This is a genomic window from Bacteroidota bacterium (assembly GCA_016722565.1).
Classification (GTDB): domain Bacteria; phylum Bacteroidota; class Bacteroidia; order 2-12-FULL-35-15; family 2-12-FULL-35-15; genus 2-12-FULL-35-15.
Map to the genome: position 1 here is coordinate 244,624 of JADKIU010000004.1, position 24,805 is coordinate 269,428.

25 protein-coding genes and 1 pseudogene are annotated in these 24,805 nt (G+C 37.1%); 10 read left to right on the forward strand and 16 right to left on the reverse strand.

Annotated elements, in window-relative coordinates; all coding sequences use genetic code 11:
- Window positions 1-290 precede the first annotated feature (290 nt).
- The 10 genes and pseudogenes from IPP64_14105 to IPP64_14150 all read right to left on the reverse strand — a co-directional run bounded on the left by IPP64_14105 (window position 291) and on the right by IPP64_14150 (window position 8,669).
- A complete protein-coding gene (locus tag IPP64_14105; protein MBL0330518.1) occupies window positions 291-1,106 on the reverse strand; it encodes a hypothetical protein in 816 nt (271 codons plus the stop codon).
- A 33-nt stretch (window positions 1,107-1,139) separates the two neighbouring features.
- On the reverse strand, window positions 1,140-1,976 hold the full coding sequence (locus IPP64_14110; GenBank protein MBL0330519.1) for a hypothetical protein: 837 nt from the start codon (window positions 1,974-1,976) through the stop codon (window positions 1,140-1,142).
- Window positions 1,977-2,017: 41 nt separating this feature from the next.
- Complete coding sequence (locus IPP64_14115; GenBank protein ID MBL0330520.1) at window positions 2,018-2,515, reverse strand: dihydrofolate reductase; 498 nt, start codon at window positions 2,513-2,515, stop codon at window positions 2,018-2,020.
- Window positions 2,516-2,529: 14 nt separating this feature from the next.
- Window positions 2,530-3,324, reverse strand: coding sequence for a thymidylate synthase (locus IPP64_14120; protein ID MBL0330521.1), 795 nt, complete (start codon window positions 3,322-3,324; stop codon window positions 2,530-2,532).
- 108 nt (window positions 3,325-3,432) lie between these two features.
- Window positions 3,433-4,683, reverse strand: a pseudogene (locus IPP64_14125) (nucleoside permease).
- A gap of 45 nt (window positions 4,684-4,728) precedes the next feature.
- Complete coding sequence (locus tag IPP64_14130; protein MBL0330522.1) at window positions 4,729-5,322, reverse strand: bifunctional nuclease family protein; 594 nt, start codon at window positions 5,320-5,322, stop codon at window positions 4,729-4,731.
- Between the two features lie 90 nt (window positions 5,323-5,412).
- On the reverse strand, window positions 5,413-6,384 hold the full coding sequence (locus IPP64_14135) for an electron transfer flavoprotein subunit alpha/FixB family protein (GenBank protein ID MBL0330523.1): 972 nt from the start codon (window positions 6,382-6,384) through the stop codon (window positions 5,413-5,415).
- Window positions 6,385-6,422: 38 nt separating this feature from the next.
- Window positions 6,423-7,163: an electron transfer flavoprotein subunit beta/FixA family protein gene (locus tag IPP64_14140; GenBank protein MBL0330524.1), complete on the reverse strand. Its 741-nt coding sequence runs from the start codon at window positions 7,161-7,163 to the stop codon at window positions 6,423-6,425.
- Between the two features lie 115 nt (window positions 7,164-7,278).
- Window positions 7,279-8,004 (reverse strand): hypothetical protein, encoded by a 726-nt coding sequence (locus tag IPP64_14145; protein MBL0330525.1) that lies wholly within the window; start codon window positions 8,002-8,004, stop codon window positions 7,279-7,281.
- A complete protein-coding gene (locus tag IPP64_14150) occupies window positions 8,004-8,669 on the reverse strand; it encodes a hypothetical protein (GenBank protein ID MBL0330526.1) in 666 nt (221 codons plus the stop codon). The genes IPP64_14145 and IPP64_14150 overlap by 1 nt, the downstream gene beginning before the upstream one ends.
- Window positions 8,670-8,801: 132 nt before the next feature.
- Here IPP64_14150 and IPP64_14155 point away from each other — a divergent pair, with 132 nt between their 5' ends.
- The 10 genes from IPP64_14155 to IPP64_14200 all read left to right on the forward strand — a co-directional run bounded on the left by IPP64_14155 (window position 8,802) and on the right by IPP64_14200 (window position 19,418).
- Window positions 8,802-9,479, forward strand: coding sequence for a DUF4290 domain-containing protein (locus IPP64_14155; GenBank protein MBL0330527.1), 678 nt, complete (start codon window positions 8,802-8,804; stop codon window positions 9,477-9,479).
- A gap of 347 nt (window positions 9,480-9,826) precedes the next feature.
- Entirely contained in the window at window positions 9,827-11,131 is a 1,305-nt protein-coding gene (gene murA / locus IPP64_14160; GenBank protein MBL0330528.1) for a UDP-N-acetylglucosamine 1-carboxyvinyltransferase, read from the forward strand.
- Between the two features lie 41 nt (window positions 11,132-11,172).
- On the forward strand, window positions 11,173-11,721 hold the full coding sequence (locus IPP64_14165) for a redoxin domain-containing protein (GenBank protein MBL0330529.1): 549 nt from the start codon (window positions 11,173-11,175) through the stop codon (window positions 11,719-11,721).
- A 104-nt stretch (window positions 11,722-11,825) separates the two neighbouring features.
- Window positions 11,826-13,001 carry an OmpA family protein gene (locus IPP64_14170; protein ID MBL0330530.1) on the forward strand — a complete coding sequence of 392 codons (1,176 nt, stop codon included), beginning with the start codon at window positions 11,826-11,828 and terminating at the stop codon, window positions 12,999-13,001.
- 215 nt (window positions 13,002-13,216) lie between these two features.
- Window positions 13,217-13,753, forward strand: coding sequence for a nucleotide exchange factor GrpE (grpE, locus tag IPP64_14175; GenBank protein ID MBL0330531.1), 537 nt, complete (start codon window positions 13,217-13,219; stop codon window positions 13,751-13,753).
- A 38-nt stretch (window positions 13,754-13,791) separates the two neighbouring features.
- Window positions 13,792-14,946, forward strand: a complete 1,155-nt coding sequence (gene dnaJ / locus IPP64_14180) for a molecular chaperone DnaJ (GenBank protein ID MBL0330532.1) — start codon at window positions 13,792-13,794, stop codon at window positions 14,944-14,946.
- 3 nt (window positions 14,947-14,949) lie between these two features.
- A complete protein-coding gene (locus IPP64_14185) occupies window positions 14,950-15,900 on the forward strand; it encodes an ATP-binding cassette domain-containing protein (protein ID MBL0330533.1) in 951 nt (316 codons plus the stop codon).
- Window positions 15,900-17,243, forward strand: a complete 1,344-nt coding sequence (locus IPP64_14190; GenBank protein MBL0330534.1) for an ABC transporter permease — start codon at window positions 15,900-15,902, stop codon at window positions 17,241-17,243. The genes IPP64_14185 and IPP64_14190 overlap by 1 nt, the downstream gene beginning before the upstream one ends.
- A gap of 56 nt (window positions 17,244-17,299) precedes the next feature.
- Window positions 17,300-18,232, forward strand: coding sequence for a Ppx/GppA family phosphatase (locus IPP64_14195; protein MBL0330535.1), 933 nt, complete (start codon window positions 17,300-17,302; stop codon window positions 18,230-18,232).
- Window positions 18,233-18,251: 19 nt separating this feature from the next.
- On the forward strand, window positions 18,252-19,418 hold the full coding sequence (locus IPP64_14200) for a sigma-54-dependent Fis family transcriptional regulator (protein MBL0330536.1): 1,167 nt from the start codon (window positions 18,252-18,254) through the stop codon (window positions 19,416-19,418).
- A 4-nt stretch (window positions 19,419-19,422) separates the two neighbouring features.
- Here the strand turns inward: IPP64_14200 and IPP64_14205 are convergent, their stop codons facing one another.
- The 6 genes from IPP64_14205 to IPP64_14230 are packed head-to-tail and all read right to left on the reverse strand — an operon-like array spanning window position 19,423 to window position 24,795.
- Window positions 19,423-20,241, reverse strand: a complete 819-nt coding sequence (locus IPP64_14205) for a glutaminyl-peptide cyclotransferase (GenBank protein MBL0330537.1) — start codon at window positions 20,239-20,241, stop codon at window positions 19,423-19,425.
- A 5-nt stretch (window positions 20,242-20,246) separates the two neighbouring features.
- Complete coding sequence (locus tag IPP64_14210; protein MBL0330538.1) at window positions 20,247-20,996, reverse strand: capsular biosynthesis protein; 750 nt, start codon at window positions 20,994-20,996, stop codon at window positions 20,247-20,249.
- Window positions 20,997-21,051: 55 nt separating this feature from the next.
- A complete protein-coding gene (locus tag IPP64_14215; GenBank protein ID MBL0330539.1) occupies window positions 21,052-22,044 on the reverse strand; it encodes an SDR family oxidoreductase in 993 nt (330 codons plus the stop codon).
- Window positions 22,045-22,051: 7 nt separating this feature from the next.
- A complete protein-coding gene (gene rfbB / locus IPP64_14220; protein ID MBL0330540.1) occupies window positions 22,052-23,107 on the reverse strand; it encodes a dTDP-glucose 4,6-dehydratase in 1,056 nt (351 codons plus the stop codon).
- A complete protein-coding gene (locus tag IPP64_14225) occupies window positions 23,100-23,504 on the reverse strand; it encodes a hypothetical protein (protein ID MBL0330541.1) in 405 nt (134 codons plus the stop codon). Before IPP64_14225 ends, rfbB begins: the two co-directional genes overlap by 8 nt.
- Before the next feature lies 1 nt (window position 23,505).
- Window positions 23,506-24,795, reverse strand: coding sequence for a nucleotide sugar dehydrogenase (locus IPP64_14230; GenBank protein ID MBL0330542.1), 1,290 nt, complete (start codon window positions 24,793-24,795; stop codon window positions 23,506-23,508).
- Between the last annotated feature and the right edge of the window lie 10 nt (window positions 24,796-24,805).

The following is a 24,805-nucleotide window of genomic DNA, read 5'->3' on the forward strand; positions in this document are numbered from 1 at the left end:
TTAATGTTTTTAAATTAGTAAATAATTAAAGCAAAATAATCGTCAAAAGGGGATTGTATAGGGGATGGTGTATACGACTCCCATAAAAAATAAATTTTTATGCGGATTATTTAATTAAATAATCAATGAGTGGAGTAGCCTCATGTAGAGCTAAATTATAAAAAATAATGTAGAAACCAAATTCTGAAGCAATTTTTTTGATTAGAGTTAGGTGTGTCTCTGAAATTTATAACCAACAAAAAAGTCCGCAGTACTATACTGCGGACTTTTTTTATTTCTATAAATGAGGATTACATGGTTATTTCGTATTCAACAGCATTGATGGTGACAATCGCTTTGTTATCACATGCACCACTTCCGAAATCGATGGTGCGTGGTGATAGATTGGCAGGTGTCAAGGTGAGTTTGCCTTGTTGTATATACGGACAATTTAATGCAACAATTAATGGACTGTCGATTGAAACTGTGAAGGTATTTCCATTCACACTGGTTCCATTTGCTGTTCCGGTAATAGAATATACATCATCCATCGGGTCGGAGGTGGTACTTTCACCTGCAATCCATTCACGTGTGCGATAGGAATTCCAGGAAATGGTTGCTCCGGATGAATTTACAATGTTGGCATTCACTACATTGATGGAATACGTTAAATTTCCAGAAGCATTGTGTCCGTTATTGGTGATGGTATGTGTGCCCACTTGTACTAAATTGTTGTTGTGGTAATACCCAACCAACGAAATGGTAATCACCGTTAATGAATCACGGTAGCGACCGGTAAAGGAAGCAATGATTTTTCCTCTTCGTAAATTACCATCTGCACCCATACAATTGGTGGTGCCATAATCAATGGTTAATGTTTTTGGCCAAGAGGTGGTTCCAATAGAATCAACCGTATACGATGCGCAACCTGCACGCAACAGAGATGTTGAGTCGGTATACTGACCGATTGATTTAAAAATGCCTGCAAAAGCATTTTCTGCAATGGCATTGTCCTGTGAAGCACTTTTATCGGTATCGTTATCTCTGTCGTTTTTTCTGCAGGAATTCAAGGTGAATCCAATGAATACAGTTAGAACAATGAGCGCGATTCGTTTTGATGTTGTCATTTTAGTTTGAAACAGAATGTATTGTATTAAAATCTAGTACATATAAAGATTATACACTGTACCGTCTAATGTTGCCGTTGCATCGCCATCACAAACGCCTGTTCCATAATCAAACACAATTGGATACGATGGATAGTCGGCAAGTGTTAACGTGAAATTTCCTTTCACAATCCAGTGGCAACCTACATTTACTTGCAAGTCGGTATTCGTTACAATTGTATACGATTCTCCTTCCATCGAAACTCCGCTTGCAGAACCTCTGATGAGATAGATGTCGTCAAAAATATTTAAACTGGTAGTATACCCTGCAAAAAATTCACGGTCTTGGTTGGTATTCCATGTGCTGGAACGACCATCAGTAGGATGTGTAACTGTTGCTCCACTTACAACTACGTTGTACACCAAATGACCCGCAGCATTGTTTCCTTTGTTGGTGATGGTTTGTGTTCCTTGAATATAATAATCGTTGTGGTAGTAGTTGGAAAGTGTAACCGTGATAACGGTTCCGGAATCTAAATACGGACCAGAGAATACAGCAGTGATGATCCCTCTTCTGTTGTTTCCATCGGATCCCATACAGTTAATGGTTCCAAAATTAATCACTACCGTTTTTGGCCATGTTACCAAATCAAAAGGGGTGATGGAAGCAGTTGCACATGCCGCTGCTGGTGAACGCAAAGCGTTAGAACTATCCGTTACGGTGCTGATTTGTTTCCAGATTCCTGCAAAAGCACTTTCTGCATTTGCATTGTCGCGAGCTGCATTCGCATCTTTTGGTTTCGGATCTTGCTTTTTACAACCGGTATAGACCAATGACGTTATTGCAATAAGTGCAATTGCTGTAAAGAATTTCAATGTTTTTGTTTTCATTATGGAGTGGTGTTTAGTTTTTCTTTGTTTAACGAATAAATTTAAGCAATTTTTTCGTAAGTATGAAATGTATGCGCGTACTTGTTCTTATCATCCACACTTCCTTCTGTTTTTGCAGTTTCTTTCCATTCGTTGACGTTTAGTTCCGGAAAAAAAGCATCACCTTCAAATGTATGGTGAATTTGAGTAAGGTAAATGCGGTTGGCAAGGTGCATGCATTGTTTGTAGATTTCAGCACCACCAATAATAAAAATTTCGGAATCGCCTGTTACTAGTGCTTTCTCGATGGCTTGTTCGATGGAGTCACCACGGTACCCCGGAGCAAGATAGTTTTTTTGACGGGTGATTACAATATTTGTTCGGTTAGGAAGCGGGCGAAATTTTTCAGGAATGGATTCGTAGTTTTTTCTTCCGGTGATGATGCAATGCCCGGATGTTTTTTCTTTAAAAAATTTCATGTCGGCAGGCAGATGCCAGATCAACGAATTATCTTTTCCGATGACATTGTTGTTTGCTACCGCTACTATAATTGAAATCATAAATAATTCTAGAATTAAACAGCAACCGCTGCTTTAATGTGTGGATGAGGATCGTAGCCTTCTAAGGTAAAATCTTCAAACTTAAATCCGAAAATATCTTTTACCTCCGGATTGATTTTTAATGTTGGAAGCTTACGCAGATCACGTGACAATTGAAGATTGGCTTGTTCGATGTGATTCGAATATAAGTGCGCATCGCCCAAGGTGTGAATGAACTCACCCGGTTGTAAGTTACAAACTTGTGCCACCATCATTGTTAAAATAGCATACGATGCAATGTTAAACGGAACGCCTAAAAAAATATCGGCACTGCGTTGATAGAGTTGACAACTTAATTTTCCATCGGCAACATAAAATTGAAAGAAGGCATGGCAAGGAGGTAATTTCATCTTGTCGATTTCACCAACGTTCCAAGCACTGACAATCATTCGTCTGCTATCAGGAGTATTTTTAATTTGATTGATTACTTGTGTGATTTGGTCGATGTGACGACCATCTGCTGCAGGCCAGCTGCGCCATTGAGAACCGTAAACCGGACCAAGATTTCCGTTTTCATCCGCCCATTCATCCCAGATACTAACACCATTATCTTTTAAATATTTGATATTGGTATCGCCTTTCAGAAACCAAAGCAATTCATGCAAAATAGATTTCATGTGTACCTTTTTGGTGGTCATCATGGGGAAACCTTCTTGCAAATCAAAACGCATTTGGTATCCAAAAACACTTACTGTTCCTGTTCCTGTTCGGTCGGTTTTGGTAGCGCCTTTGTCTAAAACGTGGCGCATTAAATCGTGGTATTGTTTCATGGTACGATTAACGAATTTTATGAATATAAAAGTACTCCGATTTTTGCCTCAGAATGCCGAGGTAGAAATGATAATATTCACAAAGTATTAACGAAAAATGGATGGAGCTTAATGGCTAACGTTTTCGACCTCTTTCGGGTTGTGTTTGTGCTTAAAAAGGATGGCGAAGGCAATGGCAATAACCAAGGCGTAAATTGAAAATGAAATCCAGATGGGTTGCCAGTTTTTGTTCCCGTCAGTCGTGAAGAAGGTGTCTATCAGATAGCCGCTCACATAACTTCCGAATACCGCTCCGAAACCATTTGTCATCATCATAAACAAGCCTTGCGCGCTGGAACGAATTTTTGCATCGGTAGAGGTTTCAATAAACAAGGAGCCGGAGATATTAAAGAAATCGAACGCCATACCATAAACGATACACGACATAATAATCATCCACAATCCGCCAGATGGGTCGCCAAAAGCAAACAGTCCGAAACGAAGAACCCAAGCAAACATCGAAAAGAGCATTACTTGCTTGATTCCAAATCGTTTTAAAAAGAAAGGAATCGCCAAAATAAAAAGTGTTTCCGAAATTTGAGAAATAGACATAATAACGGTGGAATATTTCACCACAAACGAATTTTCATATGCCGGCACTTTGGCGAAATCGGAAAGGAACGTATCGCCATACATGTTTGTTAATTGCAGTGCCGCACCTAAAAACATGGAGAACACAAAAAAGAGCGCAATTTTATAAGTGCCAAAAAGTTTAAAGGCATCCAAGCCCAATTTTTGAATAAAGGTTGATTCTTCGGAAATCAATTTTGAGGAGGACATTTTGGAAGAAAGAAGGAGTAAATTCCTAATGCGATAGCAGAGATGGCAGAGATGTAAAACATATTGGCCGATGCTTTATTTCCCGAAAGATTGGTGATCCATGGCAACGATAAACCCGATGGTTCCCCAAACGCGGATAGGAGGAAATACTTTTACAACATCTAAATGGTTGTTTTTTAAAATGGTATAAGCAATCGAATTGGATAAGGAGATGGTAGGCATGTAACAAAGCATAGCCATGAAAATGACCCAAAAGAAGGTTCCGGGATTGTCAACTTGAGGAATGAAGCATAAAATCAAGCCGCATAAAACATGTAAGATTCCGTATAACTTTTCGGCATTCATCCATTTGTCGGCTATGATTCCGGTTAACGCAGGCATAAGAATAGAAGAGAGTCCAAGTGTGGAGAAGATGGCGCCAAATTCGGCTCCGCTCCATTGTTTGGTTGCAAACCAATAATTTCCTACAGTAATTAGCCAAGCGCCCCAGGTAAAAAACTGAAGAAAGCTCATTAATGTAAGACGACTCTTAATATTCATGGAGTTGTGTTTTAAAATATTAAAAACCGTTGTTAGTAAATGGATTTATGATTTTTTGCGATTGTTTAATTCATCGCGGATGCGGGATGCTTTTTCGTAGTCTTCATCACTCAAAGCAGCTTCGAGTAATTGCTTTAATTCTTCAGTCGATTTTTTCAAAAAGTCGGATTCTTCTACTTCTACTAAATCTTCTTTTTCTACAGGATTTTCAGCGGCTGAAATCGCATCGTCATCCAATAAAATTCCGGCTTGTGATAAAATAAATTCGTAGGTATTGATTGGGCAGTTGAAGCGAACAGCTAGAGCGATGGCATCGGATGTGCGTGCATCAATCTCCACTTCTTTGTCGCCATTTGTTGTAATTAATTTTGCAAAAAAGATGCCTTCTACCAAATTGTAAATAATTACTTCTTTCACATCAATGTTAAATCCTTCGGCAAAACTTTTAAAGAGGTCGTGGGTAAGCGGACGACTAGGCGTCATCTTTTCCAACTCAATAGCAATGGCTTGTGCTTCAAATCCACCAATGATAATCGGTAATCTGCGTTTTCCTTTTGTTTCACCCAATACCAATGCATAAGCACCGGTTTGTGTTTGACTATAAGATAAACCTACTATTTCTAATTTTACTTTCTTCACAAAAAATATTTTTATCTCTAAATTTGAGATGAACTATCGTGTATAACTAAGTTACGAATTATTCGTCAATCGACAATCCGAATTTCTGAATTAATTCTTGTTTGCTTTGAAATTTTTAACGGCAGCAATTAATTTAGGAACCACTTCAAATGCATCTCCAACAATTCCGTAATCTGCTGATTTGAAAAAAGGAGAATCTTTGTCGGAGTTGATTACCACAATTGTTTTACTACCGTTTACTCCGGCTAAATGTTGAATTGCACCAGAAATTCCAATTGCAATGTATAAGTTCGGACGAATCGCAACACCGGTTTGACCAACGTGTTCGTGGTGTGGGCGCCAGTGCATATCGGCAACAGGGCGAGAACATGCCGTTGCTGCACCTAATTCTTTTGCCAATTCTTCAATCATTCCCCAGTTTTCAGGTCCTTTCATTCCACGACCAGCAGATACAACCAATTCGGCATCCGGTAAGTTTAATTCAGAAGTTACTTTTTTCACTTCTTTTACTTTTATCGGAGAGTTTACCGCATCTAAGTTTACTGCAAAATCTACTGCATCCACAACCGTTCCGTTTAGTTCAACCGGAAAGGAGTTGGGTAAAATAGAAATTACTTTTTTAGGAGATGTAATGGCGTAGGTAGCAACTGCTTTTCCGGAGAAGACATTTTTCTTTACAGAAAAAGCATCACCAGAAATAGTAGGATTGTCAACTGCACCTGCAACAATTCCGGCTTTTAATTTAGCTGCCAAACGAGGTGCTACTTCTTTACCGGTAAAATCGTGAGCAAACACAATTACTGTTGAACCTTCTGCTGTAGCAGCTTGTTCAATCGCTGCAGTAATATATTGTCCGTTTAAGTCGGCAAGTTTATCATTTTTTAATTTCAGCACTTTTGTAGCTCCGGCTTTTCCAAGGTCTGCTAAATCAGCATCACCAATTACCACTGCGGTTGCTGTTGTGTTTAATTGTTTTGCAATTCGGCTACCATAATTCACTGCTTCCAGTGATGCTTTTTTTACTTTGCCTTTTGCGATTTCTGTATATATTAAAACTGACATATCTTATTAGGATTAAGGAATTTTTTATTTAGGACTTATTAAATCACTTTTGCTTGCGTGTGAAGCAATTCAACTAACTGCTCTGGTGCATTCGCATCAATATATTTGCAATCCACACGGCCAGCTGATAAAGTGTAGTTCGTAATGCTGGTTAATTTATCAGCACTTGCAGCTGGAACAACGGTTAAAGGTTTTGTTCGTGCACTCATAATACCTTTCATATTCGGAATGCGTTGTTCAGCCATTCCTTTGTTTGCGGAAAGTACCAATGGTAAAGCACATTCCAATACTTCGGTTCCACCATCAATATCATGTTCGATAGTTGCAACACCCGCTGCCACCTCTAATTTAGTAGCTAAAGAAACATATGGCAAGTTCATCAATTCGGCTAACATGGCACCCACCATCGAACCATTGTAAGAAATGGTTTCTTTTCCTGCCATAATCAAATCAAAACCTTTGTCTTTTGCATAGGCAGCAATTTGTTCAGCAACCGCAAAAGCATCGTTGGGTTCTGCATCGATACGTACAGCATCATCAGCACCAATCGCTAATCCTTTGCGGATGGTAGCTTCACTATCGGCTGCACCCACGTGGATGATGGTTACATTTCCACCTTGTGCTTCTTTTAATTCAAGTGCACGAACAAGGGCGTACCATTCGTCATAGGGGTTGATTACAAATTGAACACCGGCAGTGTTAAAGGAGGCATTGTCAGTTGAGAATGCAATTTTAGTAGTTGTGTCAGGCACATTACTAATACACACTAATATTTTCATAAAGAATTAGATTTTATTATTCGTACCGATTTTTAAACGGAACGCAAATTTAACAATATCTATCGTATAAAAAAATGATTTTTTATGAGCAATTGTTGATAAAAAAAGGTGTGATTTAGAGCTTAATTCCGAAGGTCAAAGATGTGTTAAGCCCATTTCGTTGAAAATGTTTGGCTTGATTGTAATAATCTGATTGTATTTCAATAAAGAAATGTAATTTTTTTACTTTGAAATTGTAGCCGATTATTAATCCTCCCCCTCCAACAAATTCATCGTCTTTGTTTTTAGTAGTATTATTAGTTGTTGTGACTGCACCTAAAGGATCTGTTTTTACAATGGTTTCATTTGTCTTTGAAACATAATACATGTACCCCAAATTTGCTTTTGGAATTAAATAGATTTTGTTAATATAAAACACTGTTCCGATTGCCCCTGAATAATAATGACAGATTATATTGTGATCTCTGGCAGTGTGCAGGCTTGTTACTTCAAATAATGTAGGCGTGGGATTATATGTGGAAGAGTTTTTATTAATAGAATAATTGAGGCGAGAATAATTGTAAGTGAAATTAACCGCTAGACCAAAAGCCTTTGTGAACCTTTTTTCTAAACCTAATTTTAGTATGGGTGAAAAGCTGGAAGTATCATTGTTTTTCAAAGTTTCAGAAAAAGTTCCGCAATGGTAAGCACTTCTATGAGTGTAGTCCCTCTCAAAAATTAATTTATTGTGATTTACTCCAAGAGCTATCTTAAAAACAAAAGTGCTGTCTTTTGCTTTGCAAATAGTTAATGCGAAACAGAAAAAAATAAAAACGAAAAGAAGTTTGTTTTTTATTTGCATTATCTAATAATATTCCATCTTTTTAAACTCCACGATTCAATATTGCCTGGACTTAATTCTGTTTCTTTTTTTATTAAACCAACAGAATCGCAGTAATGAAAATAGGTATCGTAGGAGAATTCTGGGCAAGATTGGTCGGCAGCAATAATCTGAACTTTATCAACATTGTTAAAAGTGTTTATTCCAATATTCATTGTGAGAAACTTCGCAATAATCGTCATGCCGTTGTTGGTTGTTCCAATAGGACTATCAGCAGCATAAATTGATTGCCCATAAAAATTGCTCCAATTGCCTGAATAGTTTCTTACCCAAAAGTAATTCATTAATGTTTGATTGTATTGTTCGGATGCGCCAAAATCATGAAAATACATTTTGTAAAATTCAGTATAAGTACTTCCAGTAGTTCCATGAACGTTGGGGGTAGATTCGAAAAATCCTGTTAAAACACTGTCCACATTGATGCTGTCGGTTAATCCTGTTGAATCATTTTCGTAAATCCAGTAGCTGCCTGCTTTATACTTATGCGGAGTAACACTTTCTGATAGATAGTTAAAATGAGTAGTAGTCGATGTTTGGCTTGGTTGCGGTTCAGGATCTTGTTCTTTACGGCAAGCGCTGACTAATAATAATATAATAAACGCTGCTATGGGTAAAATACTTTTCATTTTTTCTAATAATTCAGGATTATAAATATACAAAAATACGAATACAGATATGCATTTTTGCCCATTTCCAATAAAATCACTACTTTTGATTCTCTATTGATTAAGATACTACCAAAACAAATTATAGATTAGATGGAATACAATACTAGTCTGCCAAAAATGATTATCCCCGAATACGGCAGAAACATTCAAAAAATGATTGACTTTGCGATGACTGTAAAAGATCGTGAAGAACGCAACAAAGTGGCTCGTGCTATCATTGATGTGATGGGGCAACTAAACCCACATTTACGCGATGTAACCGATTTTAAACATAAGTTGTGGGATCATATTTTTATTATTTCTGATTTTAAATTGGATGTGGATTCACCTTATCCGAAGCCTACTGCTGAAACTTTTCAAACAAAACCGGATAGAGTATTGTATCCAAGTAATGATATCCGTTACAAGCATTATGGTAAAACCGTAGAACGCATCATTGCGAAAGGGAAAGAATATCCAAACGGACCCGAGAAAGATGCATTGGTAGAACAAATTGCCAATTTGATGAAACGTTCCTATTTAACCTGGAACAGAGATTCGGTAAACGATGAGGTGATTTCAAAACAACTGGAAGAATTGTCGAAAGGACAATTAAAATTAGCAGATATTTCGTTGTTGAGAAGTACCCAAACATTTGTGCCTCGCAATCCGAATGCAAATCAAGGTGCCGGTGGCGGAAAGAAAAAGCAAAATAACAATGGTGGCAAAAACAATGGTCACCGTCATCATAAAAATAACAACCAGAATTTTAAACGCAAGCCTTTTTAGGTTCAAAGTTGGAAAGTCCAAAGCTGAAAGTTGGATTTCATACATCGTATTTGAAGCACTTTTCTTTAGGGGGAAAAGTGCTTTTTTTATGGACGTCATTGCGAGTCACGCTTTTTAGCGTGATGTGGCAATCTGTTCCCGTTTCGTGAGAGATTACTTCGTTTCTCGCAATGACGCTCCGGAAAGAAGTTCTCACTATTAACAATCCTTAGTTGGTAAAAACCAAATTGCCCTATACCAAATACCCTCATTAAACCCTTACTTCGTAACAAGGTATTGTTGTCCATTTGACCTCGTCACTTAGTCACCTAATCACCTCGTCACTTTATAACTTTAAACTATCAAACATGAGCGTATTCGAAATCATCGGAGGAAAAAAATTAAAAGGAGAAATTATTCCCCAAGGTGCTAAAAATGAAGCATTGCAAATACTTTGCGCTGTTTTATTAACGCCTGAAAAAGTTGTGATTCAAAACATCCCGGATATTGTGGATGTGAATAAACTCATTGATTTGCTCCGCGATTTGGGTGTAAAGATTGAAAAAACGGGTCACGAAGAATATACCTTCCAAGCTGATAATGTAGATGTTGATTACCTGAATTCAGCAGAATTCAAAAAGAAAGGTGGTAGCTTACGAGGTTCTATAATGATTGTTGGACCGTTACTTTCCCGTTTTGGGAAAGGATATATTCCTAAGCCGGGCGGTGATAAAATTGGCCGCAGACGATTGGATACCCACTTTATCGGTTTCCAGAACTTGGGTGCAAAATTCATCTATGATGATGCCAATGATTTTTATAAAGTAGAAGCGAAAAACCTCAAGGGATGTTACATGTTATTGGATGAAGCATCCGTAACAGGTACTGCTAATATTTTAATGGCTGCAGTATTGGCAAAAGGAACCACCACCATCTATAATGCAGCTTGTGAGCCGTATATTCAGCAATTGTGCAAAATGTTGAACCGCATGGGGGCTAAAATCTCCGGAATCGGCTCCAACTTATTGGTGATTGATGGGGTGGAATATTTGGGAGGAACCACCCATCGAATGTTACCGGATATGATTGAAGTGGGTAGTTTTATCGGTTTGGCTGCCATGACGCAATCCGAAATCACCATAAAAGACGTACAATATGATGAGTTAGGGGTGATTCCGAGTGTGTTTCAACGATTAGGGATTAAATTGGAGCGAAGAGGGGATGATATTTATATCCCATCGCAAGAGCGCTATGAAATCGATACCTTTATTGATGGCTCTATTTTAACGATTGCCGATGCAATCTGGCCGGGTTTTACCCCTGATTTGTTAAGTATCGTATTGGTGGTTGCAACACAAGCCAAAGGTGCGGTAATGATCCACCAAAAGATGTTTGAAAGTCGTTTATTCTTCGTTGATAAGTTGATTGATATGGGCGCACAAATTATACTTTGCGACCCTCACCGTGCAACTGTCATCGGTTTAAACCGTGAACATCAGTTAAAAGGTATTTCCATGACTTCACCGGATATTCGTGCAGGAGTATCTTTATTAATAGCTGCATTATCGGCAAATGGAAAAAGTACCATTCACAATATAGAGCAGATTGACAGGGGGTATCAAAACATCGATATACGTTTACAAAAACTTGGCGCACAAATTGTAAGAAAGTAGCCGAAATAATTTGTAATATTGTATCAATTAATACTACCCAGATGAAAAAAGTAAACATTCTATTTGTCCTTGCAGCCGTTTCGGTATTCGCATTCGGATTTATTAAAAATGATTCAGCACCAGTTCAAGAGGTGATTGGAACAAATGTAGGAAACAAAGCAGCAGAGCTAAATTTCAAAACTCCAGAAGACAAAGACTTAGCCCTTTCTTCTTTAAAAGGCAAAATTGTGTTAATCGACTTTTGGGCATCTTGGTGTGGCCCTTGCCGCAGAGAAAACCCGAATGTGGTAGCGATATACAATAAGTATAAAGATCAAAAATTTAATAAAAAAGCAAAGGGATTCACTGTTTTTAGTGTTTCGTTGGATAATAACAAACAAGCTTGGGTCAATGCCATCGCAAAAGATGGTTTGGTTTGGGAAAACCATGTAAGTGATTTAGGTGGATGGCAATCAAAAGGGGCAGCTATTTACGGAGTTAACTCCATTCCTGCAGGTTTCCTAATCGATGAAAACGGAATCATTGTGGCAAAAGGAGAAGCATTGAGAGGCCCTGGTTTAGAGAATGAATTAAAAAAATTAATCAAGTAGTTTAATCACTATGCATACTTAAGACAGAATTCGAAAGGGTTCTGTCTTTTTAATTTTATACATAGCCGATTTTTTTTAGCTTTGGTAAATAATTTCAGTAACAGATGGTGTCAAACATAAAATACATTCTTTTCTTCTTTTCTCTAGTTTTGGGTCAAGCCTTGGTAGCTCAGAGCGATGTGGAAGTGCGTATTGCAGGATTTGCCAGTGGGGAATATGCTTCCGTTGAAGATATTTTGAAATATCCTTCGCTGACAGTGGTGAACAGAAATGCAAGAGGTAATACAAAATTACTTTCCTATGATTGTGTGTTTGCAAACATGGATAAAAAACGCAATCCCAATGGTACAACAGTTAGTAAAAACACCACGTATGCTTTAAATGAAGAAACGATTGCCTTGTTGAAGAAATACCTTCCGGGAGAAGATTTTGTGATTAAAGACATTCAGGTGGAGGTGGTGAATACCAAAACCGGAGCGATTGAAGTGATAAAGATGGAGCCGTTATCGGTGAAAATTGCAGCTAAATCAGGCGGAGCTGTGCCGCCCTCAAAAATAGATTATGTCGGAAAATTAATGACCGGAAAAGATCGAAATCAACCGGTTGCGAACCAAAAAGTGGTTCTTCAGGATCAGGACGAAATAGAGTTGCAATCCACCATTACGGATAATTATGGGGATTTTAAGTTTACGGAGTTGAGTTCCGATAAGTCGTATAAAATTAATGTTTCCGTTTCGGATGATACGAAAATTAAGGACGGACAGCTTTATGCTGCCAGACCGGATGGAACAATTATCCGATCGTTCAATAAAACTAAAAAGGGATTTTCTTATGAACTATTACCGCTTGAATTAACAACCCTTGCTCGCGAACAAGAGGAAGACACGGGATTGAAAATCAAGAATTTTAGTGAGTCAAAAAATGCCAGTTTAACGGTGATCGAAAACATCTATTATGATCCTAACTCATCTGATATAAAGTCGGAATCGATTGAGAAATTAGATAAGATTATTGCTGCTATGGCAGAGAATAAATCCTTGAAATTGTCTATTAATAGCCATACCGATGCAAAAGGTGAAGATGCCTACAATATTTCTTTGTCTGAAAAAAGAGCCCAAAAAGTGATGGAGTATTTTGTACTGCAAGGTATCGAGAAAGGGCGTTTAACAGCAAAAGGATTTGGCGAAACACAGATTAAAAACAGGTGTAAAAATGGGGTGGATTGCTCCGAGTTGGAGCACCAGTTGAACCGAAGAACAGAGTTTAATTTCAGCAAATAAGGCTCTTTTTCTATAAAATAGACTCTTTTCATTGATCATTACTTACCTTATTCCCTTATCACTCAATTTCTCATTCACCTAGTCACTTAGTCACATAGTTACCTAATCACTTTCTTATTTATGTCAAAATGTCTTATTATCTTTGATGGCAAATAATTTGAGAGGTTTAGGCAGTTAAAAATTGGATGAAAAAATTAAAAAATATATTTAAGAAAATGAGCACACCGGAAAGCGATATTGTGAACGAACAAAACAAAGAACAAACTCCTCAGGAAGAAACAACAGCTGTGGATGAAAAAGACAAACAACTGTCGGAATTAAAAGCGAAAGCAGACGAGATAAACGATAAATACCTGCGTTTGTATTCGGAGTTTGATAATTTCAGAAAACGTACAGCAAAAGAAAAAATTGAGATGATGCAATCCGCGGGAGAAGATGTTTTTAAAAGCATTTTGCCTGTATTGGATGATTTTGAAAGAGCCATAAAATCCAATTCGGAAACAACGGATGTGAAAGCTGTAAACGATGGCGTGAATTTAATTTTTAATAAATTAAAATCTTCGTTAACGCAAAAAGGTTTATCGGAAATGAAAACGGTAGGAGAAACGTTTGATGCGGACATTCACGAAGCAATTACAAATATTCCTGCACCTTCCGATGATTTAAAAGGAAAGGTAGTAGAGGAATTAGAAAAAGGATATAGTTTAAACGGAAAAATAATTCGCTTTGCGAAAGTGGTAATAGGGAATTAATTTCCAGTTAACCAATTTTCCAATTTTCAATTAACAAAATGGCAAAGAGAGATTTTTACGACATATTAGAAATTCCCAAAGGTGCGAGTGCCGATGAAATAAAAAAGGCATATCGCAAAATGGCGATTAAATACCATCCTGATAAAAATCCGGGCGACAAAGCAGCGGAAGAAAAATTCAAAGAAGCAGCGGAAGCCTATGAGATTTTAAGTAGCCCCGAAAAAAAACAACGGTACGATCAATACGGTCATGCCGGAATGGGCAATAATGGTGGTTTTGGCGGTGGCGGTGCACAAGGTTTTGGTGGCATGAACATGGATGATATCTTCAGTCAGTTTGGAGATATTTTTGGTGGACACTTCGGTGGAGGTGGAGGCGGAAGAAGAGGCGGAAGAAGAGTGAACCGTGGTTCGAATTTGCGAGTGAAAGTGAAAATGGATTTGACGGAGATTGCAAACGGAGTTGAGAAAAAAATTAAAGTAAACAAATATGTTGCTTGTAAAACTTGCAGTGGAAGTGGTGCAAAAAATGGTTCCGCTTTTAATACCTGTTCAACATGTAAAGGTTCAGGACAAGTAACACGAGTAACCAACACCATTTTGGGTGCCATGCAAACTACCAGCACCTGCCCGAGTTGTGGAGGTGAAGGACAAACCATCACAGACAAATGTTCACCATGTAATGGCGATGGAATTGTGCGCGATGAAGAAGTAATCAGCATCAACATTCCGGGAGGAGTAGCTGAAGGAATGCAATTGTCGGTTGCCGGAAAAGGAAACATGGGCGCTCGTGGAGGTGTTGCCGGTGATTTGATTGTGGTCATCGAAGAGATTGAGCATGAACATCTGAAACGCGATGGAATGAATTTGTTTTATGATCATTTTGTAAGTTATTCGGATGCCGCATTGGGAACGCAAATTGAAGTGCCAACGATTGATGGTAAAGCCAAAGTGAAAGTAGATGCAGGAACACAAAGTGGCAAAGTATTGCGCTTAAAAGGAAAAGGATTGCCGGATATTAACACTTATGGACGTGGTGACATTTTAGTAAATATCAATGTGTGGACGCCTCAACATTTGACAAAAGAGGAAAAGAAAATTCTGGAAGATTTAAAAGAAGCAGAAAATTTCAAACCACATCCTACTAAAAAGGATAAAGGATTTTTTGAACGTATGAAACAATATTTTGAATAATAAATGAGCACAATTCTTTCTGCAAAAAATATTGTTAAGCGTTACGCAGCTCATACTGCGTTAGATGATGTTTCATTAGACATCCCGGCACAAAGTATTTTTGGATTACTTGGTCCGAATGGTGCTGGAAAAACTTCCTTAATAAGAATTATCAATCAGATTACCGGTCCGGATAGCGGAGAAATATTTTTCGAAAATGAAAAATTAGCTCCCAAACACATTGAGCAAATTGGTTATTTACCTGAGGAGCGAGGTTTATATAAAAAGATGGAAGTTGGAGAACAAGCATTATACCTTGCTCAATTGAAGGGAATGAAAAAGGATGAAGCCAAGAAAAAATTAAAATATTGGTTCGAAAAATTTGAAATCGATGCTTGGTGGAATAAAAAAGTAGAAGAACTTTCAAAAGGGATGCAGCAAAAAGTACAGTTTATTGTTACTGTTTTGCATGAACCTAAACTATTGATATTAGATGAGCCTTTCAGCGGATTTGATCCAATTAATGCAAATCTAATCAAGAATGAAATTTTAGATTTAAAAAAGAAAGGGTCTACGATTTTATTTTCTACCCACAATATGGGTTCGGTTGAAGAGTTGTGTGATAACATCGCGTTGATTAATCGTTCGAAAAAAATTGTAGATGGCTCAGTAAAAGATATTCGCAAGGCGAATAAATCGAATGTGATTGAAGTGGAATTTACCGGAAACATGATGGGGTTTACAAATTCATTGTGGACCTATGGTAAATTGGGTGAACATTCTGCTGAAGGAGAAATTTGTAAAGCACAAATTGAATTGACTCCCGGAAGTACTTCCAATCAATTATTATCATCCATTTTGCCGGTTGTCGAAATTCATTCATTTAAGGAATTGGTTCCGAGTATGAATGACATCTTTATTAAAAAAGTGAGTGAAGGAAATGCAATTGGTACACAAAGTAATTTTACGGAATAATGAATAAAATACTTCTCATCATAAAACGCGAGTACTTATCACGGGTAAAGAAAAAATCCTTTATTCTGATGACCATTCTTGGACCAATCTTAATGGTTGGAATTATGATTGTGCCAATCTGGTTGTCGATGCAGAAAACCGAGAAGCAGAAGGTACAAGTGATTGACGAAAGTTTTTTGTTTACGGATTTGATTCCAGAGAAAGACATTGTTCATTTTGATTATCCACCTGTTACTATTGAACAAGCAAGATCAGGTTTCTTTGATACCGATTATGATGCGATTCTTTGGATTCCTAAAAATGTATTGAATGGCGGACAGAAGGGAATTAATTTGTTTTATAAAGAACAATTGAGCAACTCTGCTCAGCAGCACATTCAATACAGCATTAGTAAAATGTTGTATGAAGTAATGCTTGCAAAAAACAATGTGAATGTTAATCTGATCAAAGACGCGAAGGATAAATCAACATTTACAATGATTACCACCCAAGTTGATGAGTTAGGTGAAGAGAAAAAGACGAACACTGGTTTGTACATGGGCATTGGTTTGGTTGCGGCCATCATGATTTACATTTTTATCTTTATGTATGGTGTGCAGGTAATGCGTGGAGTGATGGAAGAAAAAACGAGTCGCATTGTCGAAGTGATTTTATCCTCCGTAAAACCATTTCAGTTGATGATGGGGAAAATTGTTGGTGTGGCATTGGTGGGTTTAACGCAGTTTCTATTATGGGTAATTTTGTCAACAACTCTTTATAGTGTTGCCGTAGCTACCGTATTTAAGGATGTTGATATGAAACAAATTCAAGCCAAGGAAGAAGTAATAAAAATTGGTGAGAACTTGGATTTCGACAAGATGGGAAAAATTGATGAACCCAATCAAATGACCAAGCTTTGGAATGATTTTAAATCGGTGGACATGCCATTTATTACTTTCAGTTTCTTATTCTATTTCTTGGCGGGATATTTAATGTATAGTGCTTTGTTTGCAGCTATTGGTGCAGCGGTAGATAGTGAGGCAGAAACTAATCAGTTTATGCTACCCATCACCATCCCTCTTATTTTTTCATTTGGAATTGCACAAACGGTGATGCAAGATCCAAACGGCTCTTTAGCAGTTTGGTTTTCTATGATTCCGCTTACGTCTCCCGTTGTAATGATGGTGCGATTGCCGTTCAATTGTGTATCTGGAACCGAGTTGGCAATATCAATGGCATTATTGGTTCTTGGATTTGTTTTTACCACCTGGTTAGCCGGTCGTATTTACCGCACCGGAATTTTGATGTATGGAAAAAAAGTGACCTGGAAAGAGCTTGGAAAGTGGCTGTTTTATAAAGGCTAAAAACATTTTTATTTTTCCATAATTTTCATATCTTGTAGCTTTAAATGCTTATTTATATGAAGATTGCTGTCATTGATTTAGGAACCAACACCTTTAATTTACTCATTGTAAATGTTAATGCCGATCATTCCTATTCAACCATCTTTCAAACAAAAATATCCGTAAAACTTGCCGAAGGAGGAATCAATAAAGGATACATTGCGGATGTTCCCTTTCAACGCGGACAGGATGCTTTTAAAACACATTTCGAAACAACTCAACAGTACAAAGCGGATAAAATTTATGCTTTTGCAACTTCTGCAATTAGAGGCGCCTCAAATGGTGATGCATTTGTACAAAAAATAAAACAAGAAACTGGAATCGATATTCAAGTGATTTCCGGAGATCGCGAAGCAGAACTTATTTATTACGGGGTGCGCTCTGCAGTCAAAATGACGAATGAAGCGGTTTTGATTATTGATATTGGAGGTGGAAGCACTGAATTTATTATTGCGAATAAGGAACAAGTTTTTTGGAAGCAAAGCTTCTTATTAGGAGCTGCTCGTTTGTTGGAATTGTTTCCCCCATCCGATCCAATTACCGATAAAGAGATTGCTGTTTTTGTTGATCATTTAACGAAAGAGCTGCAGCCTTTGTATGAGGCGATAAAAAAGTATCCTGTAAAAGAGCTCTTAGGGTCATCCGGTTCCTTTGATTCATTGGCTGAAATGATTGCGCATCGTTTTTATACACCGGGCGTATTGGCAAATAAAACAGAATTTACCTTTAATTTGGAGGAATGTGAATTGATTTACAATGATATTTTAAAGTCGACCAATGCACAGCGTTTACAAATGAAAGGTTTGGTTGCAATGCGGGTGGATATGATTGTAGTTTCGAGTATCATTGTTAATTTTGTAATCCGGTCTTTTGAAATAGAAAAAATGCGATTGTCCACATATTCGCTTAAAGAAGGTGTGATTCATGAAGTGTTGAATGGAAAATTATAATTTATAATTAGTAAAAAAAATGGCAAAAATATTAATCATTGACGATGAAAAAAGTATCCGCAAAACTTTGCGTGAAATTTTAGAGTATGAAAAATATCAGGTAGATGAAGCACCTGACGGAGCAGAGGGAATTGCAATGGTACAAAAGGAGAAGTATGACATTGTTCTTTGTGATATTAAAATGCCGAAGATGGATGGGATTGAAGTGTTGGATAAAATCATGCAGTTGTCGGCTGATATTCCGGTAGTGATGATTTCAGGACATGGAAACATCGAAACTGCTGTGGAAGCAGTTAAAAAGGGTGCATTTGATTTCATTGCAAAACCTTTGGATTTGAATCGTTTGTTAGTAACGATTCGCAACGCCATGGATAAATCAACATTGGTAACGGAGACGAAAGTGTTGAAGAAAAAAGTGAGTAAAACATTTGATATGGTGGGTGAGTCGAAAGCCATTCAACAGATTCAGGAAATGATTGAACGTGTTGCACCAACCGATGCACGTGTTTTAGTAACCGGTGGAAATGGAAGCGGGAAAGAATTAGTTGCTCGATGGTTGCATGAAAAAAGTAATCGTGCGAATGCTCCGTTGATTGAAGTGAACTGTGCTGCCATTCCAAGTGAGTTAATCGAAAGTGAATTGTTTGGTCACGAAAAAGGTGCATTTACCTCGGCTATAAGTCAGCGTAAAGGAAAGTTTGAGCAAGCTGAAGGCGGAACGTTGTTTATGGATGAGATTGGAGATATGAGTTTGTCGGCTCAGGCAAAAGTATTGCGTGCTTTGCAAGAAAACAAAATTACGCGTGTAGGAGGAGAGAAGGAAATTAAGGTAAATGTGAGAGTTGTTGCAGCTACCAACAAAGATTTACAGAAAGAAATTGCTGCCGGAAATTTCCGGGAAGATTTATATCATCGTTTGAGTGTTATTTTGATTCATGTACCTTCTTTGAACGAACGCAAAGAGGATATTCCATTATTAGCAGAACACTTCTTAAAAATGATTTGTGAAGATCATGGTATGCCGAGCAAGAGTTTTACAAAAGATGCGATTAAAGAGTTGCAAAAAATTAATTGGACAGGTAATATACGTGAATTCAGAAACGTGGTAGAACGCTTGATTATATTATGTGATAAAACAATTACGGACAAAGATGTAATTGCGTATGCACGTCCGTTAAAAGGATAGTTGTTTATCTCAATTTCAAAACGTATACATTCGGGAACATTTTGCCGGTGATGAACATTCTTTTGGTGGTTGCATCGTACGCAATTCCGTTTAATACATCTGCTTCCGGATTTAATCTACGTGCTTCGTCTGTTAGTTGAGCACAATCCATCACTCCAACCACTTTTCCGGTTTTTACATCGATTTTTACGATATAATTTTTCATCCAAATATTTGCATAAATATAACCATCAACATACTCTAATTCATTGATATTGTCTTCGGCATATCCTGCATTGGTGACATTAATTGTTTTTGTGGGTTGTAAGGTATTGGGGTCGATATATGTTAAAATGTTCGTGCCATCGCTCATGATTATTGAAGTTCCGTCTGTCGTCATTCCCCAGCCTTCTTTGTTCTTATAAGTAAATCTGCTGAGTTGTTTATAGGTTTTTGCATCGTATACAAAGCCAATTTGATCTTTATATGTCAATTGATAGATTTTATCATTTAAAATGACAATTCCTTCCCCAAAATAGGTTCTGCCCAAATCAATTTTAGCATCAATTTTTCCTTTTACGGTATCTAAAATACCGACTACTGTTTTTATCTGAGGCAGATTTTCGGGAGCACCGGTACTTTCAAACAATTGGTTGTTGTGAAACAACAGACCTTCCGTGTAGGCACTCAGGTCGTGCGGTAGCTTGCCAATAACATCATAATTGATGCTGCCAACCAGTTCTTCTGTTTTTTGAGGAATCGTTTCTGTTTCAATCGGTTTAGGATCAGAAGAACACGCTTGTATAAATAGAACAAAGACAAATAGATAGAATACGTTTTTCATGAAGCTTATAATGTTTTATTAAGTAAGGTTCCGCTATTGATTAATTTTTCTAAATGAGGTTCGTAAACAACTTGTTTTAATAAGTTAATATGGCCCATGTGATGGCAATCTGTGCCGACAAATGAAATCATGTTTTTGTCAATCATTTGTTCTGCAACTATTTTAGTTCCTAAGGAATAATATCCGGTAAGGGAATTAATATTCATTTGAAGTAAAACTCCTTTATCAATAAATGCTTCGTATTTATCAAACTCCTTGTGCCAGAAATTATAGCGTTCGGGATGTGCAAGCACTGGTTTGTAGCCTTGTAGTTGCATTTTAAAAATAAGATGAAATAAATTGTCAGGAGGGTTCATGTATGAAATCTCGAACAATAAATGTTTATTTCCAAAAGTTAAAAGTGGACCATCATCCAGTTTTTTTTCTAAATCGTAATCGAGGTAGTATTCCGAAACGGCATCAAATTCAATGTTGATTTCAGCTTTTGTTAATTCTTGTTTCACTTGATCTCTGCCAGATAAAATGATTTCAGAAGTGTTGCGATAATAATCGCTCATTGTATGTGGGGAAGTAATAATTTTTTTATAACCAAGTTGTTGCATTTCAGCAATCATCTGAAGGCTATCGTTCATGGTTTTAGCACCGTCATCAATTCCTGGAATAAAATGGGAGTGGATATCAGTACCCAATACGGATAAATCTACAGGAGTAGAAAGTCGTTTTGGTTTTTTACGAAATATGTTAAAGAGTCCCATTACAAATAACGAATTATTACAAATTGTATGAATGTCTTTGCCAATTCATTTTTTTTTAATCAGCCTGCTTTGCTTTAAACCAAGCGAGTGTGTATTTTAATCCTTCTTCAATTTTTACTTTTGGTTGATAGTGCAATGCATTTTGTGCTTTGGTAATATCCGCTAAAGAATCTCTAACATCACCAGGACGATCAGCTCTATAGGTTTGTTGAATGGTAGTGCCAATTAATTTCTTCAAAATGTCAATTAATTGATTCAATGATACGCGTTCGCCAACAGCAATGTTAAATACGGTACCATCAGTTTTTACATTTTGTTCCAGCATTGCTTTGATGTTTGCTTGAACAGCATTGGAAACAAAAGTAAAATCTCGGGTTTGTTCTCCATCTCCGTTTATTGCAGGAGGAGTGTTATTCAGTAATGCATTAATAAATAAAGGAATGGCCGCAGCATATTCGCCCTGTGGATTTTGTCGTGGCCCAAAAATGTTAAAGTACCGCAAACCAATAATTTCCATGTTGTAGGTTTTTGCGAAAATTTCACCATACAATTCATTGGTCATTTTTGAAACAGCATACGGAGACAATTGTTTTCCAATTTGATTCTCCACTTTTGGAAGAATTTTGCTGTCGCCATAAACAGACGAAGAGCTGGCATAAACCACTCGTTTTACTTTTGCATCGCGAGCAGCAATTAAAATGTTAATAAAGCCTGTCGCATTTACATTGTGTGTTGCAATTGGATTTTTTATGGAGCGAGGCACGGAACCCAATGCTGCTTCATGAAAAACATAATCAATACCGATGCATGCTTTGTGACAATCCTCCAGATTACAAATATCTCCATTAATAAATTGGAAATTAGGTAGTGATAGGTAGGGTTTTATGTTTTCTTCAAAGCCGGTAGCTAAATTATCTAATACAACAACTTTCATGGCATTGTATTTTAAGAGATATTCAACGAGATTTGAGCCAATAAATCCGGCACCCCCGGTAACTAAAAAGGCTTTGTTTGATAAATCTATTGTGTGGAAGGGAGCAGTGTACATATATGAACTAGCGTTTAGTATATTGTTGTTCATAATACTTTTTATAATCTCCCGATGTTACATTGTTTAACCATTCTTCATTTGAAAGGTACCAATCAACTGTTTTTTCTAATCCTTCTTCAAATTGCAGGGATGGAACCCAGCCTAATTCTTTTTGAAGTTTAGTGGAATCAATCGCATAGCGTAAATCATGTCCAGCTCTGTCTTTTACAAAGGTGATGAGCTTTGCTGATTCTCCTTCAACACGATTTAGTTTTTTATCCATGATTTTGCATAACAAATGAATGAGGTCAATGTTTGTCCATTCATTATGTCCACCTATATTATAAGTAGTTCCGGTTTTAGCAGTATGGTAAATTACATCAATTGCTCTGGCATGATCTTCTACCCAAAGCCAATCGCGGATGTTTTCACCTTTCCCATAAATTGGAATGGACTTATTGTTTTTGATGTTGTGAATGGATAATGGAATTAATTTTTCTGGAAAGTGGTGACTGCCATAATTGTTTGAGCAATTGGAGATCACTGCATCTAATCCATAGGTATCGTGATAGGCTCTTACAAAATGGTCGGAGCTGGCTTTTGAAGCGGAGTAGGGGCTGTGTGGGTCGTAAGCGGTTGTTTCTGTAAACATCCCTGTTTCTCCTAACGTTCCGTATACTTCGTCTGTTGAAACATGATAAAAACGGTGAGCAGCATAGTTATCTTTCCAGTTTTGCTTCGCTGCATTTAAAAGGTTAACAGTGCCGATGACATTGGTCATAACAAACTCTAACGGATTGGAAATGCTTCTGTCTACATGACTTTCAGCTGCCAAATGGATTACTCCATCAAAATTATGAAGTGTGAAAAGTTCATTAATAAAAGTAGCATCCGTGATATCACCCTTTACAAAAGTGTAATTTGATTTCGTTTCAACATCTTTCAAATTGTTAAGATTCCCTGCATAGGTAAGTTTATCCAGGTTAACAATTTGATAGTTGGGGTATTTGTTTACGAACAGACGTACAACGTGTGAACCAATAAATCCGGCACCACCTGTAATTAAAATTTTTTTATTCATTGTTATTTGTTTTAAGGACTACCACTTTCATTTTTTTAGAAGTCACATGCATAATTCGCCATTTTACAGAACGGGTATTCCCAATAATGGTAATCAAATCATTGTGTAAGATCCATTTCTCATCACTGTATCGAATCGGGTTTGTTTCACTGCTGCAGAGTACGTTGTGATATTCGGAAAAATGATTATTTGCTGTAAATTCCACGCCTGCTAACGCACCAGACCATTGATATAGTTTATCAGAATAGTTAATTTTTGTGAAAACTAATGTATCATTCTCTTTCATGTCGAATAAATCAACCTCACACGTCCAATGCCCGATAACCTTTTTGCTTCCAATGGGTCCAAAGGAGAAAAAGAATGTCGAAATGACTGCTATGAAAAAAAGATGTCTCAACTTACAAACTCCAATAAGATAGGTTTTTGATCTTTCCTTTTAGAATTCCTTTTACATCTACCAAGATTCCACCTTCAGAAAGGATGGTTTTGTAATAGGCTTCATCTAAACCGATATATTCTTTGTGATTAACTGCTACAACAACCGCATCGTATCCTTTGCCAATAGATTTTACTAACTCAAAACCATATTCGTGTTTTAATTCATCAGAATCAGCGTAGGGATCAACAACATCCACCTGAACACCGAATGATTTAAATTCTTTGATTACGTCAGATACTTTAGAGTTGCGGACATCACTTACATTTTCTTTAAATGTAGCGCCCATAACAAGTACGCGAGATTCAGTTAGGTTCTTTTTAGCAGCAATAATTTTCTTTACAGTTTGTTTTGCTACATAAAAACCCATTGAGTCGTTTACATATCGTCCTGAGTTAATCACTCTGGCGTGGTAACCTAATTCTTCAGCTTTATAAGTTAAATAATATGGATCCACACCGATGCAATGTCCACCAACTAATCCGGGTGAAAACTTTAAGAAATTCCATTTGGTGCCGGCCGCTTCTAACACATCATAGGTGTTTATTCCGATACGACTGAAAATAATGGATAATTCATTCATCAAAGCAATATTTACATCGCGTTGTGTGTTTTCAATAATTTTTGCTGCTTCCGCTACTTTAATGGACGAAGCTTTGTGAACACCTGGCTCAACAATAATTTTATAGGTTTCTGCAATAACTTCTAATGATTCTTCATCACAACCTGACACTACTTTTAAAATTTTTGTAATGGTATGTTCTTTATCACCGGGGTTAATACGTTCCGGAGAGTAGCCTACTTTAAAATCAGATTTGAATTTCAAGCCTGAAACTTCTTCTAATACTGGTATACAATCTTCTTCAGTACAACCTGGATAAACAGTAGATTCATAAACAACATAGTCGCCTTTTTTTAATGCTTTACCAACAGAGCGAGATGCTCCAATAAGTGGTTTTAAATCCGGCAGGTTGTGCTCGTCAATAGGAGTAGGGACAGCAACAATAAAAAAGTTAGCAGATTTTAAAACATCAATAGAGGCGGTAAATTCAATATCACATCCTTCAAAATCTTTCGATGTTAATTCTTGAGACGGATCGATGTTGTTTTGCATCATCTTTACACGTTCTTCATTGATATCGAAACCAATTACTTTTACTTTTTTTGCAAAAGCAAGGGCGATAGGTAATCCAACATACCCTAATCCGATAACTGCAATTTTTGCTTCTTTGTTTTTTAATTTTTGAATCATAAAGTGAAAT

What these genes read in the sequence shown, in the direction of transcription:
- IPP64_14105 (MBL0330518.1), bottom strand. Translation starts at nt 1,106, where the DNA reads ATGACAACATCAAAACGAATCGCGCTCATTGTTCTAACTGTATTCATT.
- IPP64_14110 (MBL0330519.1), bottom strand. Translation starts at nt 1,976, where the DNA reads ATGAAAACAAAAACATTGAAATTCTTTACAGCAATTGCACTTATTGCA.
- IPP64_14115 (MBL0330520.1), bottom strand. Translation starts at nt 2,515, where the DNA reads ATGATTTCAATTATAGTAGCGGTAGCAAACAACAATGTCATCGGAAAA.
- IPP64_14120 (MBL0330521.1), bottom strand. Translation starts at nt 3,324, where the DNA reads ATGAAACAATACCACGATTTAATGCGCCACGTTTTAGACAAAGGCGCT.
- IPP64_14135 (MBL0330523.1), bottom strand. Translation starts at nt 6,384, where the DNA reads ATGTCAGTTTTAATATATACAGAAATCGCAAAAGGCAAAGTAAAAAAA.
- IPP64_14140 (MBL0330524.1), bottom strand. Translation starts at nt 7,163, where the DNA reads ATGAAAATATTAGTGTGTATTAGTAATGTGCCTGACACAACTACTAAA.
- IPP64_14145 (MBL0330525.1), bottom strand. Translation starts at nt 8,004, where the DNA reads ATGCAAATAAAAAACAAACTTCTTTTCGTTTTTATTTTTTTCTGTTTC.
- IPP64_14150 (MBL0330526.1), bottom strand. Translation starts at nt 8,669, where the DNA reads ATGAAAAGTATTTTACCCATAGCAGCGTTTATTATATTATTATTAGTC.
- IPP64_14155 (MBL0330527.1), top strand. Translation starts at nt 8,802, where the DNA reads ATGGAATACAATACTAGTCTGCCAAAAATGATTATCCCCGAATACGGC.
- murA (MBL0330528.1), top strand. Translation starts at nt 9,827, where the DNA reads ATGAGCGTATTCGAAATCATCGGAGGAAAAAAATTAAAAGGAGAAATT.
- IPP64_14165 (MBL0330529.1), top strand. Translation starts at nt 11,173, where the DNA reads ATGAAAAAAGTAAACATTCTATTTGTCCTTGCAGCCGTTTCGGTATTC.
- IPP64_14170 (MBL0330530.1), top strand. Translation starts at nt 11,826, where the DNA reads ATGGTGTCAAACATAAAATACATTCTTTTCTTCTTTTCTCTAGTTTTG.
- grpE (MBL0330531.1), top strand. Translation starts at nt 13,217, where the DNA reads ATGAGCACACCGGAAAGCGATATTGTGAACGAACAAAACAAAGAACAA.
- dnaJ (MBL0330532.1), top strand. Translation starts at nt 13,792, where the DNA reads ATGGCAAAGAGAGATTTTTACGACATATTAGAAATTCCCAAAGGTGCG.
- IPP64_14185 (MBL0330533.1), top strand. Translation starts at nt 14,950, where the DNA reads ATGAGCACAATTCTTTCTGCAAAAAATATTGTTAAGCGTTACGCAGCT.
- IPP64_14190 (MBL0330534.1), top strand. Translation starts at nt 15,900, where the DNA reads ATGAATAAAATACTTCTCATCATAAAACGCGAGTACTTATCACGGGTA.
- IPP64_14195 (MBL0330535.1), top strand. Translation starts at nt 17,300, where the DNA reads ATGAAGATTGCTGTCATTGATTTAGGAACCAACACCTTTAATTTACTC.
- IPP64_14200 (MBL0330536.1), top strand. Translation starts at nt 18,252, where the DNA reads ATGGCAAAAATATTAATCATTGACGATGAAAAAAGTATCCGCAAAACT.
- IPP64_14205 (MBL0330537.1), bottom strand. Translation starts at nt 20,241, where the DNA reads ATGAAAAACGTATTCTATCTATTTGTCTTTGTTCTATTTATACAAGCG.
- IPP64_14210 (MBL0330538.1), bottom strand. Translation starts at nt 20,996, where the DNA reads ATGGGACTCTTTAACATATTTCGTAAAAAACCAAAACGACTTTCTACT.
- IPP64_14215 (MBL0330539.1), bottom strand. Translation starts at nt 22,044, where the DNA reads ATGTACACTGCTCCCTTCCACACAATAGATTTATCAAACAAAGCCTTT.
- rfbB (MBL0330540.1), bottom strand. Translation starts at nt 23,107, where the DNA reads ATGAATAAAAAAATTTTAATTACAGGTGGTGCCGGATTTATTGGTTCA.
- IPP64_14230 (MBL0330542.1), bottom strand. Translation starts at nt 24,795, where the DNA reads ATGATTCAAAAATTAAAAAACAAAGAAGCAAAAATTGCAGTTATCGGA.